General features: G+C 61.5%; 16 protein-coding genes. 1 reads left to right on the forward strand and 15 read right to left on the reverse strand.

The annotated features are described in order from the left end of the window. Positions 1–8 precede the first annotated feature (8 nt). Complete coding sequence (gene urtE, locus ACSMEV_RS03745) at positions 9–707, forward strand: urea ABC transporter ATP-binding subunit UrtE (protein WP_459207311.1); 699 nt, start codon at positions 9–11, stop codon at positions 705–707. 326 nt (positions 708–1,033) lie between these two features. On the opposite strand, the gene ACSMEV_RS03750 is transcribed toward urtE, so the two are convergent. From ACSMEV_RS03750 to ACSMEV_RS03820, 15 genes are all read right to left on the reverse strand, one after another. Continuing rightward, positions 1,034–1,483, reverse strand: coding sequence for a LysR family transcriptional regulator (locus ACSMEV_RS03750; RefSeq protein WP_459207312.1), 450 nt, complete (start codon positions 1,481–1,483; stop codon positions 1,034–1,036). A gap of 328 nt (positions 1,484–1,811) precedes the next feature. Further along, on the reverse strand, positions 1,812–3,647 hold the full coding sequence (glmS, locus tag ACSMEV_RS03755) for a glutamine--fructose-6-phosphate transaminase (isomerizing) (RefSeq protein ID WP_459207313.1): 1,836 nt from the start codon (positions 3,645–3,647) through the stop codon (positions 1,812–1,814). A gap of 2 nt (positions 3,648–3,649) precedes the next feature. Next, on the reverse strand, positions 3,650–4,426 hold the full coding sequence (locus ACSMEV_RS03760) for a DeoR/GlpR family DNA-binding transcription regulator (protein WP_296267073.1): 777 nt from the start codon (positions 4,424–4,426) through the stop codon (positions 3,650–3,652). 171 nt (positions 4,427–4,597) lie between these two features. After that, positions 4,598–5,965: a bifunctional UDP-N-acetylglucosamine diphosphorylase/glucosamine-1-phosphate N-acetyltransferase GlmU gene (gene glmU / locus ACSMEV_RS03765; protein WP_459207314.1), complete on the reverse strand. Its 1,368-nt coding sequence runs from the start codon at positions 5,963–5,965 to the stop codon at positions 4,598–4,600. A gap of 116 nt (positions 5,966–6,081) precedes the next feature. Further along, positions 6,082–6,507, reverse strand: a complete 426-nt coding sequence (locus tag ACSMEV_RS03770) for a F0F1 ATP synthase subunit epsilon (protein WP_296267075.1) — start codon at positions 6,505–6,507, stop codon at positions 6,082–6,084. Positions 6,508–6,551: 44 nt separating this feature from the next. Next, the gene (gene atpD, locus ACSMEV_RS03775; RefSeq protein WP_296267076.1) at positions 6,552–7,928 is read right to left on the reverse strand and encodes a F0F1 ATP synthase subunit beta; all 1,377 of its coding nucleotides are present in this window, start codon (positions 7,926–7,928) and stop codon (positions 6,552–6,554) included. Between the two features lie 27 nt (positions 7,929–7,955). Further along, positions 7,956–8,816, reverse strand: coding sequence for a F0F1 ATP synthase subunit gamma (atpG, locus tag ACSMEV_RS03780; RefSeq protein WP_413045670.1), 861 nt, complete (start codon positions 8,814–8,816; stop codon positions 7,956–7,958). 49 nt (positions 8,817–8,865) lie between these two features. Beyond that, complete coding sequence (gene atpA, locus ACSMEV_RS03785) at positions 8,866–10,410, reverse strand: F0F1 ATP synthase subunit alpha (protein WP_313738947.1); 1,545 nt, start codon at positions 10,408–10,410, stop codon at positions 8,866–8,868. 21 nt (positions 10,411–10,431) lie between these two features. Continuing rightward, positions 10,432–10,968: a F0F1 ATP synthase subunit delta gene (locus tag ACSMEV_RS03790; protein WP_296267079.1), complete on the reverse strand. Its 537-nt coding sequence runs from the start codon at positions 10,966–10,968 to the stop codon at positions 10,432–10,434. Positions 10,969–10,980: 12 nt separating this feature from the next. Beyond that, positions 10,981–11,451, reverse strand: coding sequence for a F0F1 ATP synthase subunit B (locus ACSMEV_RS03795; RefSeq protein WP_459207315.1), 471 nt, complete (start codon positions 11,449–11,451; stop codon positions 10,981–10,983). Between the two features lie 58 nt (positions 11,452–11,509). After that, a complete protein-coding gene (gene atpE / locus ACSMEV_RS03800) occupies positions 11,510–11,767 on the reverse strand; it encodes a F0F1 ATP synthase subunit C (RefSeq protein WP_003097235.1) in 258 nt (85 codons plus the stop codon). A gap of 145 nt (positions 11,768–11,912) precedes the next feature. Then, positions 11,913–12,782: a F0F1 ATP synthase subunit A gene (atpB, locus tag ACSMEV_RS03805; protein WP_459207316.1), complete on the reverse strand. Its 870-nt coding sequence runs from the start codon at positions 12,780–12,782 to the stop codon at positions 11,913–11,915. Positions 12,783–12,798: 16 nt separating this feature from the next. Next, a complete protein-coding gene (locus tag ACSMEV_RS03810) occupies positions 12,799–13,206 on the reverse strand; it encodes a F0F1 ATP synthase subunit I (RefSeq protein WP_313731909.1) in 408 nt (135 codons plus the stop codon). 148 nt (positions 13,207–13,354) lie between these two features. Next, positions 13,355–14,227 carry a ParB/RepB/Spo0J family partition protein gene (locus tag ACSMEV_RS03815; RefSeq protein WP_459207317.1) on the reverse strand — a complete coding sequence of 291 codons (873 nt, stop codon included), beginning with the start codon at positions 14,225–14,227 and terminating at the stop codon, positions 13,355–13,357. A gap of 9 nt (positions 14,228–14,236) precedes the next feature. Further along, complete coding sequence (locus ACSMEV_RS03820; RefSeq protein ID WP_459207318.1) at positions 14,237–15,025, reverse strand: ParA family protein; 789 nt, start codon at positions 15,023–15,025, stop codon at positions 14,237–14,239. Positions 15,026–15,030 lie beyond the last annotated feature (5 nt).

Raw genomic sequence — 15,030 nt, forward strand, 5'->3', positions numbered from 1 at the left:
ACAACACCATGCTGAAAATCGATTCGTTGCACCAATACTACGGCGGCAGCCACATCCTGCGCGGCTTGTCGTTCGAGGCCAAGATCGGCGAAGTGACCTGCCTGCTCGGCCGCAACGGCGTGGGCAAGACCACCCTGCTGCGCTGCCTGATGGGCCTGTTGCCGGCCCGCGAAGGCAGCGTCCACTGGGAAGGCCGGGCCATCACCCCGCTCAAGCCGCACCAGCGGGTGCAGGCCGGCATCGCCTACGTCCCGCAGGGTCGCGAGATCTTTCCTCGCCTGACCGTCGAGGAAAACCTGCTGATGGGCCTGTCGCGCTTCGGCGCCCGCGACGCGAAGCAGGTGCCGCCCTTCATCTACGAGCTGTTCCCGGTGCTGTTGCAGATGAAGCACCGCCGTGGCGGCGACCTCTCCGGCGGCCAGCAGCAACAGCTGGCCATCGGCCGCGCCTTGGCCAGCCGCCCGCGTTTGCTGATCCTCGATGAGCCTACCGAGGGTATTCAGCCTTCGGTGATCAAGGAGATCGGTGTGGTGATCGGGAAATTGGCGGCGCGTGGGGATATGGCGATTTTGTTGGTGGAGCAGTTCTATGACTTCGCTGCGGCGTTGGCTGACCAGTATCTGGTGATGTCGCGGGGGGAGATCGTGCAGCGGGGGCGTGGGGAGGATATGGAGGTCGAGGGGGTGCGGGGGTTGGTGACGATCTAGAGGGGGCAATGCCTGGGCAGCCTAATCGACCCAGGTCCTATGTCAGGCCTTGTACCTGGAACAGGCCCGTGCGCTCAGCATCCTGCACCTGACGGTAGACGGAAAGCCCGAAGGAAATGGTCGTGCAGGTATTTTCGGTTAATATTTTCTGAGCGTTCGAAGCGTATTTTAAGAAAATCTTCGTGCGGTTAAGAAAATCTGGCCAATAGTGGGGGAATGAATGGAAAATCTGGTGGGTTACGCCCATTTGATCGGTGCGATGGAGCTAAAAGCCATCGGGGTAAAAAGGCCCGCACTCGTTCAACCCGTCACCCGCATCGAGCGGATCAACGGCGCGCTCGCAGTACCACAGGCAGGTCGCGGCTCAAGCGATCGAGGTGCAGCGACGTATTGGCATGCGTGCGCGACAGCATGGCAAGGGTTTGCGGCAGGAACGACAACTCGAAATACTCCGGCGCACAGAGCCGCCAGATCTTGCGCACGGTTTGCGCGGAGGCTTGGCTTTCGTCTTCAGCGCAGCGGTTGACCGACTCGACCACCACGCGCAAATAAGGCGCTATCTTCTCGGCCTTGCTGGTCGGTTGCAGCACCCCTTGGGATGAAGAGAACAAGATGTCGTCGAAGCAGCCGCGCAGCCGCTTCAAACAATAACTGACCGTCGGCTGGCTCACGCTCATCCGCACGGCGGTGCGTTTGGCACTGCGCAACTCCAGCAGGTTGAGAAACACCACGATGTCCTGCAGATCCAACTGCTTGAGGTAGTTGCTGTGGAGCACGGAAATTCCTCCTGAATCTTCCAGTTCATGGCGTTAGGGCCCCTCGCCGGGTGAATGCACAGGCACATGCTTCAACCAGTGGGCTCGCACCGATGAGCGCAGCTTCCGTTACAGCCGTTGCAAAGGAGGTCATGGCCCTATCCTTGGTTAGGGTATCGGATAGCTTTCACAGGTACAGGGCAGTGCCTGAGCAGAGTTCGTGGCACGGGAGGGGGCGGTGGAGAGGGTTTTCCGCTTGGAGCCCCGAAGGCTCCAAGCAGAGACAGGCTTTGATACTCAGAGACAGACTTCGATATTTACGAGCAACGGCGCGCTGCCTATCGGCTCCTCACTCCACCGTCACCGACTTCGCCAGATTCCGCGGCTGATCCACATCCGTGCCCTTCAGCACCGCCACGTAATACGACAGCAACTGCAACGGAATCGTGTACAGGATCGGCGCCAGCGCATCGATGATGTGCGGCATGTTGATCACATGCGTACCTTCGCCATTGCTCATGCCCGCCTGCTCGTCGGCGAACACCACCAGCTCGCCGCCCCGCGCGCGCACTTCCTGCAAGTTCGACTTCAACTTCTCGAGCAGTTCGTTGTTCGGCGCCACGGTGACCACCGGCATGTCGGCGTCGACCAGGGCCAGCGGGCCGTGCTTGAGCTCGCCGGCCGGGTAGGCTTCGGCGTGGATGTAGGAGATTTCCTTGAGCTTGAGCGCCCCTTCCATGGCCACCGGGTACTGCGCGCCGCGGCCGAGGAAGAGGGTGTGGTGCTTGTCGGCGAACAGCTCGGCGGTCTTCTCGACGGTGCCGTCCATGGCCAGAGCTTCACCCAGGCGGGTCGGCAGGCGGCGCAGTTCGTCCACCAGCTCGGCTTCGACGCCGGCTTCGAGGGTGCCGCGTACCTGGCCCAGGGCCAGGGTCAGCAGCATCAGCGACACCAGCTGGGTGGTGAAGGCCTTGGTCGAGGCCACGCCGATCTCAGGGCCGGCCAGGGTCAGCAGGGTCAGGTCGGATTCGCGCACCAGCGAGCTGATGCCGACGTTGCAGATGGCCAGGCTGCCGAGAAAGCCCAGGGCCTTGCCGTTGCGCAGCGCGGCCAGGGTGTCGGCGGTTTCGCCGGACTGGGAGATCGAGACGAACAGAGTGTCGGGCTGCACCACCACCTTGCGGTAGCGGAACTCGCTGGCCACTTCGACCTGGCACGGGATGCCGGCCAGGCTTTCCAGCCAGTAACGGGCGACCATGCCGGCGTGGTAGCTGGTGCCACAGGCGACGATCTGCACATTGCGCACCTTGGCGAACAGCTCGGCCGCTTGCGGGCCGAAAGCCTGCACCAGCACGTGGTCCTTGCCCAGACGGCCTTCGAGGGTGCGCTGCACCACGTCGGGCTGCTCGTGGATTTCCTTGAGCATGAAGTGCCGGTACTGACCCTTGTCGGCCGCCTCGGCGCCTTCGTGGTACTGCACGGTCTCGCGCTGCACGGCCTGGCCGGCCTGGTCCCAGATGCTGACCTGCTCGCGCTGGATTTCGGCGATGTCGCCTTCTTCCAGGTACATGAAGCGGTCGGTGACCTGACGCAGGGCCAGTTGGTCGGAGGCGAGGAAGTTTTCCCCGATGCCCAGACCGATCACCAGCGGGCTGCCGCTGCGCGCCGCCACCAGGCGATCGGGCTGCGCGGCGTTGATCACGGCCAGGCCATAGGCGCCGTGCAGGCGCTGGACGGCGGCCTTGACCGCGTCGGTCAGGTCCGGGGTGGTCTTCAGGATGTTGTGGATAAGGTGGACGATGACTTCGGTGTCGGTCTCGGACGCGAACACGTAGCCCAGGCCCTTGAGCTCTTCGCGCAGGGCTTCGAAGTTCTCGATGATGCCGTTGTGCACCACCGCCACGTCATGGCTGGAGAAGTGCGGGTGGGCGTTGTGCTCGGTCGGCGCGCCGTGGGTAGCCCAGCGTACGTGGGCGATGCCCAGTTGGCCGGCCAGCGGGTCGGCGGCGACGGCGCTTTCCAGCTCGCGCACCTTGCCGGTGCGGCGGCAGCGCTGCAAACCCTGCTGGGCACCGAAGACCGCCAGGCCGGCACTGTCGTAGCCGCGGTATTCCAGGCGCTTGAGGCCTTCGATGAGGATGGTCGAGATGTTGCGTTCGGCGACGGCGCCTACGATTCCACACATGGTTATTGCTCCTGGCTGATCGTGGCGCAGATCAGGGTCACGCCACGGGCTTTGATCTGTTCGCGTGCCTCGGCGGGCAGGCGGTCGTCGGTAATCAGGGTATTCACCCGGTCCCACGGCAACTCGAGGTTGGGGATCTTTCGCCCGACCTTGTCGGACTCCACCATCACGATCACTTCACGGGCCACTTCCGCCATCACTCGGCTCAGGCCCAGCAGCTCGTTGAAGGTGGTGGTGCCGCGTTCCAGATCGATGCCGTCGGCGCCGATGAACAACTGGTCGAAGTCGTAGGAACGCAGCACCTGTTCGGCGACCTGGCCCTGGAAGGATTCGGAATGCGGGTCCCAGGTGCCGCCGGTCATCAGCAGCACCGGCTCGTGCTCCAGCTCGCCGATGGCGCGGGCCACGTGCAGGGAGTTGGTCATCACCACCAGGCCCGGCTGGCGGCCGAGCTGGCCGATCATGGCGGCGGTGGTGCTGCCGCTGTCGATGATGATGCGCGCGTGCTCGCGAATGAGCCCCACCGCGGCACGGGCGATGGCCTGCTTGTAAGCCGAGACGGGCTGCACGGGCTCGGCCAGCAGCTCCTGGGGCACCGTTACCGCCCCGCCATAGCGACGCAGCAGCAAACCGTTGGCCTCCAGGGCCGCAAGGTCCTTGCGGATGGTGACTTCGGAGGTTGCGAAGCGCTTGGCCAAGGCGTCGACACTGACCTCGCCCTGCTCGGCCAGCAGGGCAAGGATGTTATGGCGGCGTTGGGGCGTGTTACGTTTCGACATTGGAAGATTAAGTTTCGATTCGAAAGATAATGTTCGCAATCAAAACTCAGATGGGTCGCTTCGTCAAGGACAGTTTGCTTGTGGATATCTGCCTCGCCTCAGATACACCTAACCCCATTAACGACGAAGCCGACTTATCCACAGCCGGCTCCGTTGCTGGCGAGTGCCCGATCAGGGCTTCTTGATCTTCTCCGGCCGCTTCCACCCGTCGATATTGCGCTGCCGCGCGCGCCCTACCGCCAACTGCGCGGCTTCGACGTTCTGCGTGATGGTCGAACCCGCCGCCGTCGTGGCGCCCGAGCCGATATCCACAGGCGCCACCAGAGCGCTGTTGGAGCCGATGAACACGTCTTCGCCCAGCACAGTGCGGAATTTGTTCGCGCCGTCGTAGTTGCAGGTGATGGTGCCGGCGCCGATGTTGCTGCGCGCACCGATCTCGGCGTCGCCCAGGTAGCTCAGGTGTCCGGCCTTGGCGCCCTCGCCCAGGTGCGCGTTCTTCAGCTCCACGAAGTTACCCACATGGGCCTTGGCGTCCAGCACGCTGCCCGGGCGCAAGCGCGCGAACGGGCCGGCGTCGCTGCCCTCGCCCAGTACCGCACCGTCGAGGTGGCTGTTGGCTTTGACCACCGCGCCTTTGCGCAGGGTGCTGTCCTTGATCACGCAGTTGGGGCCGATCTGCACGTCGTCTTCGATGACCACGGTACCTTCGAGGATCACGTTGATGTCGATCAGCACATCGCGGCCGACAGTGACCTGACCGCGCACGTCGAAGCGCGCAGGATCGCGCAGGGTAACGCCCTGGGCCATGAGGCGGCCGGCTTCGCGGAGCTGGTAGTGGCGTTCGAGCTCGGCCAGTTGCCGACGGTCGTTGGCGCCCTGCACTTCCATGGCGTGGTACGGCTGTTCGGTGGCGATCGTCAGGCCGTCGCCGACGGCCATGGCGATCACGTCGGTGAGGTAGTACTCGCCTTGAGCGTTGTCGTTCGACAGGCGATCCATCCAGTCGGCCAACCGCGCGGCCGGCAGCGCCAGGATGCCGGTGTTGCCCTCGCGAATGGCTTTCTGCGCTTCGCTGGCGTCCTTGTGCTCGACGATGGCGGTCACGTGGCCTGCATCGTTACGCACGATACGGCCGTAGCCGGTGGGGTCGTCCAGGGTGACGGTCAGCAAACCGAGCTGTCGCTCGGTGACCTTGGCCAGCAGGCGCTGCAGGGTGTCGACTTCGATCAAGGGCACGTCGCCGTAGAGCACCAGCACGGTGTCGGCGGTGATGGCCGGCAGCGCTTGGGCGACGGCATGGCCGGTGCCCAGTTGCTTGTCCTGCATGACGAAATTCAGGTCGTCGGCCGCCAATCGCTCGCGCACCTGCTCGGCGCCGTGGCCGATCACCACATGGATGCCTTGGGGCTGCAGCTGGCGCGCGCTGTGGATAACGTGGCCGAGCATGGAATTGCCGGCGACCGGGTGCAGTACCTTGGGCAGCGCCGAGCGCATGCGCGTGCCTTGGCCTGCGGCGAGAATGACGATATCGAGGGACATGGAAACTACCAATGCTGGGCGGTCAGGCGCTGACCGATGGGAAATGGGACCGCGGAAAAAGAAAAAGGGTAGCCGATGGCTACCCTTTTTCTCAATCTGCCTGAAGCCTGACGGTGTTAGCCGCCGAACTTCTTGCGGATCTGCTGGACGGTGCGCAGCTGCGCTGCAGCCTCGGCCAAGCGCGCGGACGCGGCGCTGTAGTCGAAGTCGGCACCTTTTTCGTTCAGGGCCTGCTCGGCTGCCTTGACGGCGTTCTGAGCAGAAGCTTCGTCCAGGTCTGCAGCACGTTGCACGGTATCGGCAAGCACCTTGACCATGTTCGGCTGCACTTCGAGGAAACCACCGGAGATGTAGAACACCTCGCGGTCGCCGCCCTGCTTGGTCAGCGTGATCGGACCAGGCTTGAGATTGGTGATCAGCGGCGCGTGGCCCGGAGCGATACCAAGATCGCCCAAGTTACCGTGCGCAACTACCATCTCGACCAGGCCGGAGAAAATCTCTCCTTCCGCGCTGACGATATCGCAATGGACTGTCATAGCCATCTGCTTGCCTCAACCTGATTAGCGCCCCTTGCGGGGCGCCGGGATTACAGTTTCTTGGCTTTCTCAACCGCTTCTTCGATGCCGCCGACCATGTAGAACGCTTGTTCTGGCAGGTGGTCGTAGTCACCTTTGAGGATGCCGCTGAAGCCAGCGATGGTGTCTTTCAGGGAAACGTATTTGCCCGATGCACCGGTGAAGACTTCGGCCACGAAGAACGGCTGCGACAGGAAGCGCTGGATCTTACGAGCGCGCGATACCAGTTGCTTGTCGGCTTCGGACAGTTCGTCCATACCCAGGATGGCGATGATGTCTTTCAGCTCTTTGTAGCGCTGCAGGACATACTGGACGCCACGGGCGGTGTCGTAGTGCTCGTTGCCGATCACGTTCGGGTCCAACTGGCGCGAAGTCGAGTCCAGTGGATCGACCGCTGGGTAGATACCCAGGGAGGCGATGTCACGGGACAGTACGACGGTGGCGTCCAAGTGGGCGAAGGTGGTCGCCGGCGATGGGTCGGTCAAGTCGTCCGCTGGTACGTATACCGCTTGGATCGAGGTGATCGAACCTTGCTTGGTGGAGGTGATGCGCTCTTGCAGAACGCCCATCTCTTCGGCCAAGGTCGGCTGGTAGCCTACTGCCGACGGCATACGGCCGAGCAGTGCGGACACTTCGGTACCGGCCAGGGTGTAACGGTAGATGTTGTCGACGAACAGCAGAACGTCGTTACCTTCGTCACGGAACTTCTCGGCCATGGTCAGGCCGGTCAGTGCCACGCGCAGACGGTTTCCTGGCGGCTCGTTCATCTGGCCGTAGACCAGCGCAACCTTGTCCAGAACGTTCGAGTCCTTCATCTCGTGGTAGAAGTCGTTACCCTCACGAGTACGCTCACCCACACCGGCGAACACGGAATAACCGCTGTGCTCGATGGCGATGTTACGGATCAGTTCCATCATGTTGACGGTCTTGCCGACACCGGCACCACCGAACAGACCGACTTTACCGCCCTTGGCGAACGGGCAGACCAAGTCGATGACCTTGATGCCGGTTTCCAGCAGGTCGTTGCCGCCCGCTTGCTCAGCGAACGAAGGCGCGGCGCGGTGAATGCCCCAACGCTCTTCTTCGCCGATCGGGCCAGCTTCGTCGATCGGGTTGCCCAGGACGTCCATGATGCGGCCCAGGGTGGCCTTGCCGACTGGCACGGAGATGGCGGCACCGGTATCGGTGACGTCCAGGCCGCGCTTCAAGCCTTCGGTGGAGCCCATCGCGATGGTACGAACCACGCCGTCGCCCAGCTGCTGCTGAACTTCGAGGGTGGTTTCCGCGCCTTGTACTTTCAGCGCGTTGTAAACACTCGGCACGACGTCACGTGGGAATTCCACGTCGATGACGGCGCCGATGATTTGAACGATACGTCCGCTACTCATAGCTGGATCCTCTGAATATGTGAACCGTTAAACCGCGGCAGCGCCGCCGACGATTTCCGAGATCTCCTGGGTGATCGCAGCCTGACGCGCCTTGTTGTAGATCAGCTGGAGTTCGCTGATCAGGTCACCGGCGTTGTCTGTGGCGTTCTTCATGGCGATCATCCGGGCCGCTTGTTCAGCGGCGTTGTTCTCGACCACCGCCTGATAGACCTGCGATTCCACGTAACGCACCATCAGGCCGTCCAGCAGCTCTTTGGCATCGGGTTCGTAGAGGTAGTCCCAGTGGTGCTTGAGTTCTTGATCCGGGGTTGCAACCAACGGTACCAACTGCTCGACCGTAGGTTTTTGCGTCATGGTATTGATGAACTTGTTCGACACCACGCTGAGACGATCGATACGGCCATCGAGGTAGGCATCGAGCATCACTTTGACGGAGCCGATCAGATCGTTGATCGATGGCGCCTCGCCCAAGTGGCTGATGGCTGCTACGACGTTGCCGCCAAAGCTGCGGAAGAAAGCCGCACCCTTGCTGCCGATCACGCACAGGTCGACTTCGACGCCCTGTTCGCGGTTGTCGTTCATGTCCTTGACCAAGGCCTTGAACAGGTTGGTATTCAAGCCGCCGCACAGACCACGGTCACTGCTCACCACGATATAACCGGCGCGCTTCACAGGGCGGTCGATCATGAACGGGTGGCGGTATTCCGGGTTGGCGTTGGCCAGATGACCGATCACCTGGCGGATACGCTCCGCATAAGGACGGCTAGCAGCCATGCGCAGTTGAGCCTTGCGCATTTTGCTGACCGCCACTTTTTCCATGGCGCTGGTAATTTTTTGCGTGCTTTTGATGCTCGCAATCTTACTGCGAATCTCTTTTGCGCCTGCCATGTATCACCTATCAGGTTAGCAAGCGGGGGCACGAAGCCCCCGCTGCGGCTTACCAGGTCTGGGTGGCCTTGAACTTCTCGATGCCGGCTTTGAGGCCTGCGTCGATTTCGTCGTTGAAGTCGCCCTTGACGTTGATCTTGGCCATCAAATCGGCGTGATCGCGGTTGAAGAAGCCGATCAGTGCTTGTTCGAAGCTGCCGATCTTGGCGATTTCGACGTCGGTCAGGAAGCCACGCTCAGCGGCGTACAGCGACAGCGCCATGTCCGCGATGGACATTGGAGCGTATTGCTTCTGCTTCATCAGCTCGGTAACGCGCTGACCATGCTCGAGCTGCTTGCGGGTCGCTTCGTCCAGATCGGACGCGAACTGGGCGAAGGCCGCCAGTTCACGGTACTGAGCCAGTGCGGTACGGATACCACCGGACAGCTTCTTGATGATCTTGGTCTGAGCGGCACCACCTACACGCGATACCGAAACACCGGCGTTCACTGCAGGACGGATGCCCGAGTTGAACATGGCCGACTCCAGGAAGATCTGACCGTCGGTGATGGAAATCACGTTGGTCGGAACGAACGCGGAAACGTCGCCCGCCTGGGTTTCGATGATCGGCAGTGCGGTCAGCGAGCCGGTTTTGCCGACTACGGCACCGTTGGTGAACTTCTCGACGTACTCTTCGGAAACGCGCGATGCACGCTCCAGCAGACGGGAGTGGAGATAGAACACGTCGCCTGGGTACGCTTCGCGTCCTGGCGGACGGCGCAGCAGCAGGGAGATCTGACGGTAGGCCACGGCCTGCTTGGACAGGTCGTCGTAGACGATCAGTGCGTCTTCGCCGCGGTCACGGAAGTATTCGCCCATGGTGCAGCCGGCATAAGGTGCCAGGAACTGCAGTGCGGCCGATTCCGAGGCGCTGGCGGCAACGATGATGGTGTTGGCCAGGGCACCGTTTTCTTCCAGCTTGCGCACGACGTTGGCGATGGTCGACTGCTTCTGGCCGACGGCCACGTAGACGCAGAAGATGCCGCTGTCTTTCTGGTTGATGATCGCGTCGATCGCCAGAGCGGTCTTACCGATCTGACGGTCACCGATGATCAGCTCGCGCTGGCCACGGCCGACCGGGATCATGGCATCGACAGCCTTGTAGCCAGTCTGTACAGGCTGGTCTACCGACTTACGCCAGATCACGCCCGGTGCGACTTTCTCGACGGCGTCGGTTTCGGTGGTGGCCAGTGGGCCCTTACCGTCAACCGGGTTGCCCAGGGCGTCGACGACGCGGCCCAGCAGGCCTTTGCCGACCGGCACTTCGAGGATGCGACCGGTGCACTTGGCGCTCATGCCTTCGGCCAGGGTGGTGTATGCACCCAGGATGACGGCACCAACGGAGTCTTGTTCCAGGTTCAGCGCCATACCGTAGACGCCGCCTGGGAACTCGATCATTTCGCCGTACATGACGTCGGCCAAGCCGTGGATCCGGACGATACCGTCGGAAACGCTGACTACGGTGCCTTCGTTACGGGCTTGGGAGCTGACATCGAGTTTCTCGATGCGGCCCTTGATGATTTCACTAATTTCGGAAGGATTGAGTTGCTGCATTGCTCTGCTGCCCCTTCAAACTCAAGATTTCAATGCTTCGGCCAGTTTCGCGATCTTGCCGCGAACAGAGCCATCGATTACCAGGTCGCCTGCGCGGATGACGACGCCGCCGATCAGGCTGGCATCCTCCGACGCGTGCAGGCGAACTTCCTGGCCTAGCCGTGCACTGAGAACCTTGGCGAGTTTGTCTTGCTGTTCTTGGTTCAATGCGAAAGCACTGGTGACTTCCACATCGACGGATTTCTCTTGTTCGGCCTTGTACAGGTCGAACAGCGACGCGATCTCCGGCAGAAGCAGGAGGCGGTCGTTTTCCGCAACGACGTGGATGAAATTACGTGCTTGTGCATCGAACTTGTCACCGCACACGTCAATGAACGTGGCGGCCTTTTCTGCGCTCGTCAGTCGCGGGGCCTTGAGCAGGCGCTGCATCGTATCGTCTTCCGATACCGCAGCAGCCAGGCCGAGCATGGCTGACCAATTGGCCAGTTGCTGCTGGGCCTGGGCATGCTCAAAGGCAGCCTTAGCGTAAGGTCGGGCCAACGTGGTCAGTTCTGCCATGATCGCCCTCGCTTAAATTTCAGCGGCCAGTTTGTTAACCAGCTCCGCATGCGCGTTTTGATCGATTGTGGCGCCAAGGATCTTTTCAGCACCGCCAACGGCCAGGGCACCCACTTGGGCACGCAGGGCGTCTTTGACGCTGTTCAGTTCCTGTTCGATCTCGGCCTGAGCCTGAGCCTTCACGCGGTCAGCTTCGACACGGGCCTGTTCACGGGCCTCGTCTACCAGCTGAGCAGCACGCTTCTTGCTCTGCTCAATGATTTCAGCCGCCTGTGCTTTTGCATCGCGCAGTTGCTGACCCGCTTTTTCTTGGGCCAGCTCCAGGTCACGAGCAGCGCGGTTGGCAGCGTCCAGGCCGTCGGCAATCTTCTTCTGACGCTCGTGCAGAGCAGTGATGACCGGAGGCCATACGTACTTCATGCAGAAGACGACAAAAATCAGGAAAGCAACGGATTGGCCAATCAGGGTTGCATTAATATTCACGCCAACACCTCGCTCGGTCTTCGTTCATCACAGCCATTCACTCGTTGGAAACGAGTGATCAGCCGGCGATCTGACCAACGAAGGGGTTTGCGAAGGTGAAGAACAGGGCGATACCAACGCCGATCATGGTTACGGCGTCGAGCAGGCCCGCAACGATGAACATCTTGACCTGCAGCATCGGAACCATTTCTGGCTGACGCGCAGCGCCTTCCAGGAATTTGCCGCCCAGCAGGCCGAAACCAATGGCGGTACCCAGAGCACCCAGACCGATCAGCAGAGCAACAGCGATAGCGGTAAGACCAACTACAGTTTCCATCTTTCCTCCCGACTTTTACGTCGTATTGGTTAGGTTTTTCAGTTTGAAGCGATAAACGGGATCGTTTGGTACAACTGCCCTTGCGGACGTTTTAAGCCCTCCCCCCAAACAGCGGGGGGAAGACTATCAGACACGCCAGGCGGTCTTAATGATTATCTTCGTGGGCCATCGACAGGTAGACGATGGTCAGCATCATGAAGATGAAAGCTTGCAGGGTGATGATCAGGATGTGGAACACCGCCCACGCCCACTGCAGCACCACACCCAGGCCGCTCAGCCAGAGCAGGCCGGAACCGAACATGACCGCGATCAGGATGAACACCAGCTCGCCGGCGTACATGTTGCCGAACAGTCGCAGTGCCAACGAGATCGGCTTGGCGATCAGGGTGACGAACTCGAGCAGGAAGTTGACCGGGATCAGCAGGATCTGCAGGAAGATGTTCTTGCTGCCGAACGGGTGCAGGGTCAGCTCACCGATGAAGCCGCCCAGGCCCTTGACCTTGATGCTGTAGAAGATGATCAGCGCGAACACGCAGAAGGCCATGGCCAGGGTCGCGTTCGGGTCGGTGGTGGAAACGGCGCGGAACGGAATGTGCGGATCACCCGAGATCAGGATCGCCAGTTGCGGGATCCAGTCGACCGGAATCAGGTCGACGGCGTTCATCAGGAACACCCAGACGAAGATGGTCAGCGCCAGCGGTGCGATCACCAGGCTGCGGCCGTGGAAGGAGTCCTTCACGCTGCCGTGGACGAAGTCCACCATCACTTCGACGAAGTTCTGCAGGCCGCCAGGCTGGCCGGAAGTGGCCTTCTTGGCTGCCAGACGGAAGATGAACAGGAAGATCAGACCCAGGGCGACCGACCAGCCGAGCGTGTCCACGTGGAACGCCCAGAAGCCCATCGCTTTGGCTTCCGCAGCCGAATGGGCGAAGCCCCAGGTGCCGTCTGGTAGTTGACCGTAGGTCAGGTTCTGCAAGTGGTGCTGGATATAGCCCGAAGCGGTTTCTGCTGCCATGGTTGCCTCAAACGCCCTAAGGTCTCGAAAGTCTTTTATTCATGAGCAGGGGTGCGAACCAACTGACCAGAAGGGTCAGTACGAAGACGCCGAATACAGCCAGCGGCTCCAGGGGTTTCACGCCTGCGAAGGTCAGTGCGAACAGCACTGCCGTCAAAATCATCTTGCCTGCCTCGCCCGCATAGAACGACTTGACGATGGCCTGTGCTGCCCTGGCACCGCTGAAGCGGAATGCCTTCCAGGCGAAGTACAGATTCGGTAGCCAGGCAATCAGCCCTCCGCAGAGACCTGAATAGCCACCGACCGCGCCTTGCCACAGCCACAACACCAGAGTCGCCAGCAGGAAAACGATGCATTGAGCCAGCAGTACCGGAAAAACCGCCCAGCGATGGAAAGGCAGGCGGTTTGGCGTGCGGATTTCCATCACAACTGCTCCTCGAAAGTCGACCGTCAAGCCAGCAACGACTTGGCATAATTTGTGCCGACAAAATGCGCGCAGAGTATAGGGGTGGATTAACCCCTATTCAACTCTTGGTAGTGATTTCCGCCTACACGCTACAACCGCAATTGTTTCAGCGAATGTGGGCAAGTACGCCTTGCAACTCGTCCAGGGAGTTGTAGCGAATCACCAGCTGGCCCTTGCCCTTGTTGCCATGGCGAATCTGCACCGCAGACCCCAAACGCTCTGCCAAACGCTGTTCGAGGCGGGTAATGTCCGGATCAGACGGACTCGCTTCGACCGGCTCAGTCGGCCCGTTGAGCCACTGGCGTACCAGTGCCTCGGTTTGGCGCACGGTCAGCCCACGTGCGACAACATGACGCGCCCCTTCCACCTGCCGTTGTTCGTCCAGACCGAGCAGCGCACGGGCATGGCCCATTTCCAGGTCGCCATGGGCCAGCATGGTCTTGATCGCCTCAGGCAGCGAAATCAGCCGCAGCAGGTTGGCCACGGTCACCCGCGACTTGCCTACGGCGTCGGCCACCTGTTGCTGGGTCAGCTCGAATTCCTGCTGCAAACGCTGCAGCGCCATGGCCTCTTCCAAGGGGTTGAGGTCTTCGCGCTGGATGTTTTCGATCAGCGCCATGGCGATGGCCACTTCGTCGGCCACCTCGCGGACCATGGCCGGCACGCTGTCCAGCCCCGCCAGCTGGGTCGCGCGCCAGCGCCGTTCGCCGGCGATGATCTCGAAGCGCGATTCGCCGATGGGGCGCACCACGATCGGCTGCATCACCCCGTGGGTACGGATCGACTGGGCCAGTTCCTCGAGCGCCTGCTGATCCATGTCGCGACGCGGCTGGTACTTGCCGCGCTGGATCAGCTCCACCGGCAGTTGCTGCAATTCCTTGCGGTCGATCTGGACAGCCTGCTCTTCGAGCGCGCTGACGGACGGACCGCTGAGCAGCGCGTCCAGCCCACGTCCCAGACCTCGTTTCTTAACGGCCATGCGCGATCCTCAGAGTGCCTTCGCAGTGCGTGATTGACGTTGGCGACGCACCAGCTCGCCGGCCAGGGCCAGGTAGGCCTGGGCGCCGCGCGACGACTTGTCGTAGGCCAGGGCCGGCATGCCGTAGCTCGGCGCCTCGGCAAGGCGGATGTTGCGCGGAATGATGGTGTCGTAGAGCTGCTCGCCGAAGTGTTCCTTGAGCTGCGCCGAGACTTCGTTGTTCAGGCTCAGGCGCGGATCGTACATGGTCCGCAGCAGGCCTTCGATGCGCAGCTCCGGGTTGAGCTTGGCGGCGATGCGCTTGATGTTGTCGACCAGGTCGCTCAGCCCTTCGAGCGCGTAGTACTCGCACTGCATGGGGATGATCACGCCGTCGGAGGCCACCAACGCGTTGAGCGTCAGCATCGACAGCGACGGTGGGCAGTCGATGAGGATGAAGTCGTAGTTGTCGCGAATCGGCGCCAGCGCATTGCGCAAGCGGCTTTCCTTCATCTGCATTTCCAGCAGCACCACTTCGGCCGCGGTGAGGTCGCGGTTGGCCGGCAACAACTGGAATTCGCCATGCTCGGAATAGTGAATGGCCTGGCTCAGGTCGCACTCCCCGATCAGCAGGTCGTACACCGAGTGTTCGAGCTCATGCTTGTCGACGCCGCTGCCCATGGTGGCATTGCCCTGCGGATCGAGGTCGATCAGCAGCACACGACGCTTGGTCGCCGCCAACGAGGCAGCGAGATTGATACAGGTGGTGGTCTTGCCCACGCCACCTTTCTGGTTCGCGATCGCGAATACCTTAGCCATTATTG

The sequence above is a fragment of the Pseudomonas sp. MLB6B genome (assembly GCF_054508135.1).

Excerpts from the sequence above, each read along its gene's own strand:
- urtE (WP_459207311.1), top strand. The coding sequence starts at position 9 with ATGCTGAAAATCGATTCGTTGCACCAATACTACGGCGGCAGCCACATC.
- glmS (WP_459207313.1), bottom strand. The coding sequence starts at position 3,647 with ATGTGTGGAATCGTAGGCGCCGTCGCCGAACGCAACATCTCGACCATC.
- ACSMEV_RS03760 (WP_296267073.1), bottom strand. The coding sequence starts at position 4,426 with ATGTCGAAACGTAACACGCCCCAACGCCGCCATAACATCCTTGCCCTG.
- glmU (WP_459207314.1), bottom strand. The coding sequence starts at position 5,965 with ATGTCCCTCGATATCGTCATTCTCGCCGCAGGCCAAGGCACGCGCATG.
- ACSMEV_RS03770 (WP_296267075.1), bottom strand. The coding sequence starts at position 6,507 with ATGGCTATGACAGTCCATTGCGATATCGTCAGCGCGGAAGGAGAGATT.
- atpD (WP_296267076.1), bottom strand. The coding sequence starts at position 7,928 with ATGAGTAGCGGACGTATCGTTCAAATCATCGGCGCCGTCATCGACGTG.
- atpG (WP_413045670.1), bottom strand. The coding sequence starts at position 8,816 with ATGGCAGGCGCAAAAGAGATTCGCAGTAAGATTGCGAGCATCAAAAGC.
- atpA (WP_313738947.1), bottom strand. The coding sequence starts at position 10,410 with ATGCAGCAACTCAATCCTTCCGAAATTAGTGAAATCATCAAGGGCCGC.
- ACSMEV_RS03790 (WP_296267079.1), bottom strand. The coding sequence starts at position 10,968 with ATGGCAGAACTGACCACGTTGGCCCGACCTTACGCTAAGGCTGCCTTT.
- atpE (WP_003097235.1), bottom strand. The coding sequence starts at position 11,767 with ATGGAAACTGTAGTTGGTCTTACCGCTATCGCTGTTGCTCTGCTGATC.
- atpB (WP_459207316.1), bottom strand. The coding sequence starts at position 12,782 with ATGGCAGCAGAAACCGCTTCGGGCTATATCCAGCACCACTTGCAGAAC.
- ACSMEV_RS03810 (WP_313731909.1), bottom strand. The coding sequence starts at position 13,206 with ATGGAAATCCGCACGCCAAACCGCCTGCCTTTCCATCGCTGGGCGGTT.
- ACSMEV_RS03815 (WP_459207317.1), bottom strand. The coding sequence starts at position 14,227 with ATGGCCGTTAAGAAACGAGGTCTGGGACGTGGGCTGGACGCGCTGCTC.
- ACSMEV_RS03820 (WP_459207318.1), bottom strand. The coding sequence starts at position 15,025 with ATGGCTAAGGTATTCGCGATCGCGAACCAGAAAGGTGGCGTGGGCAAG.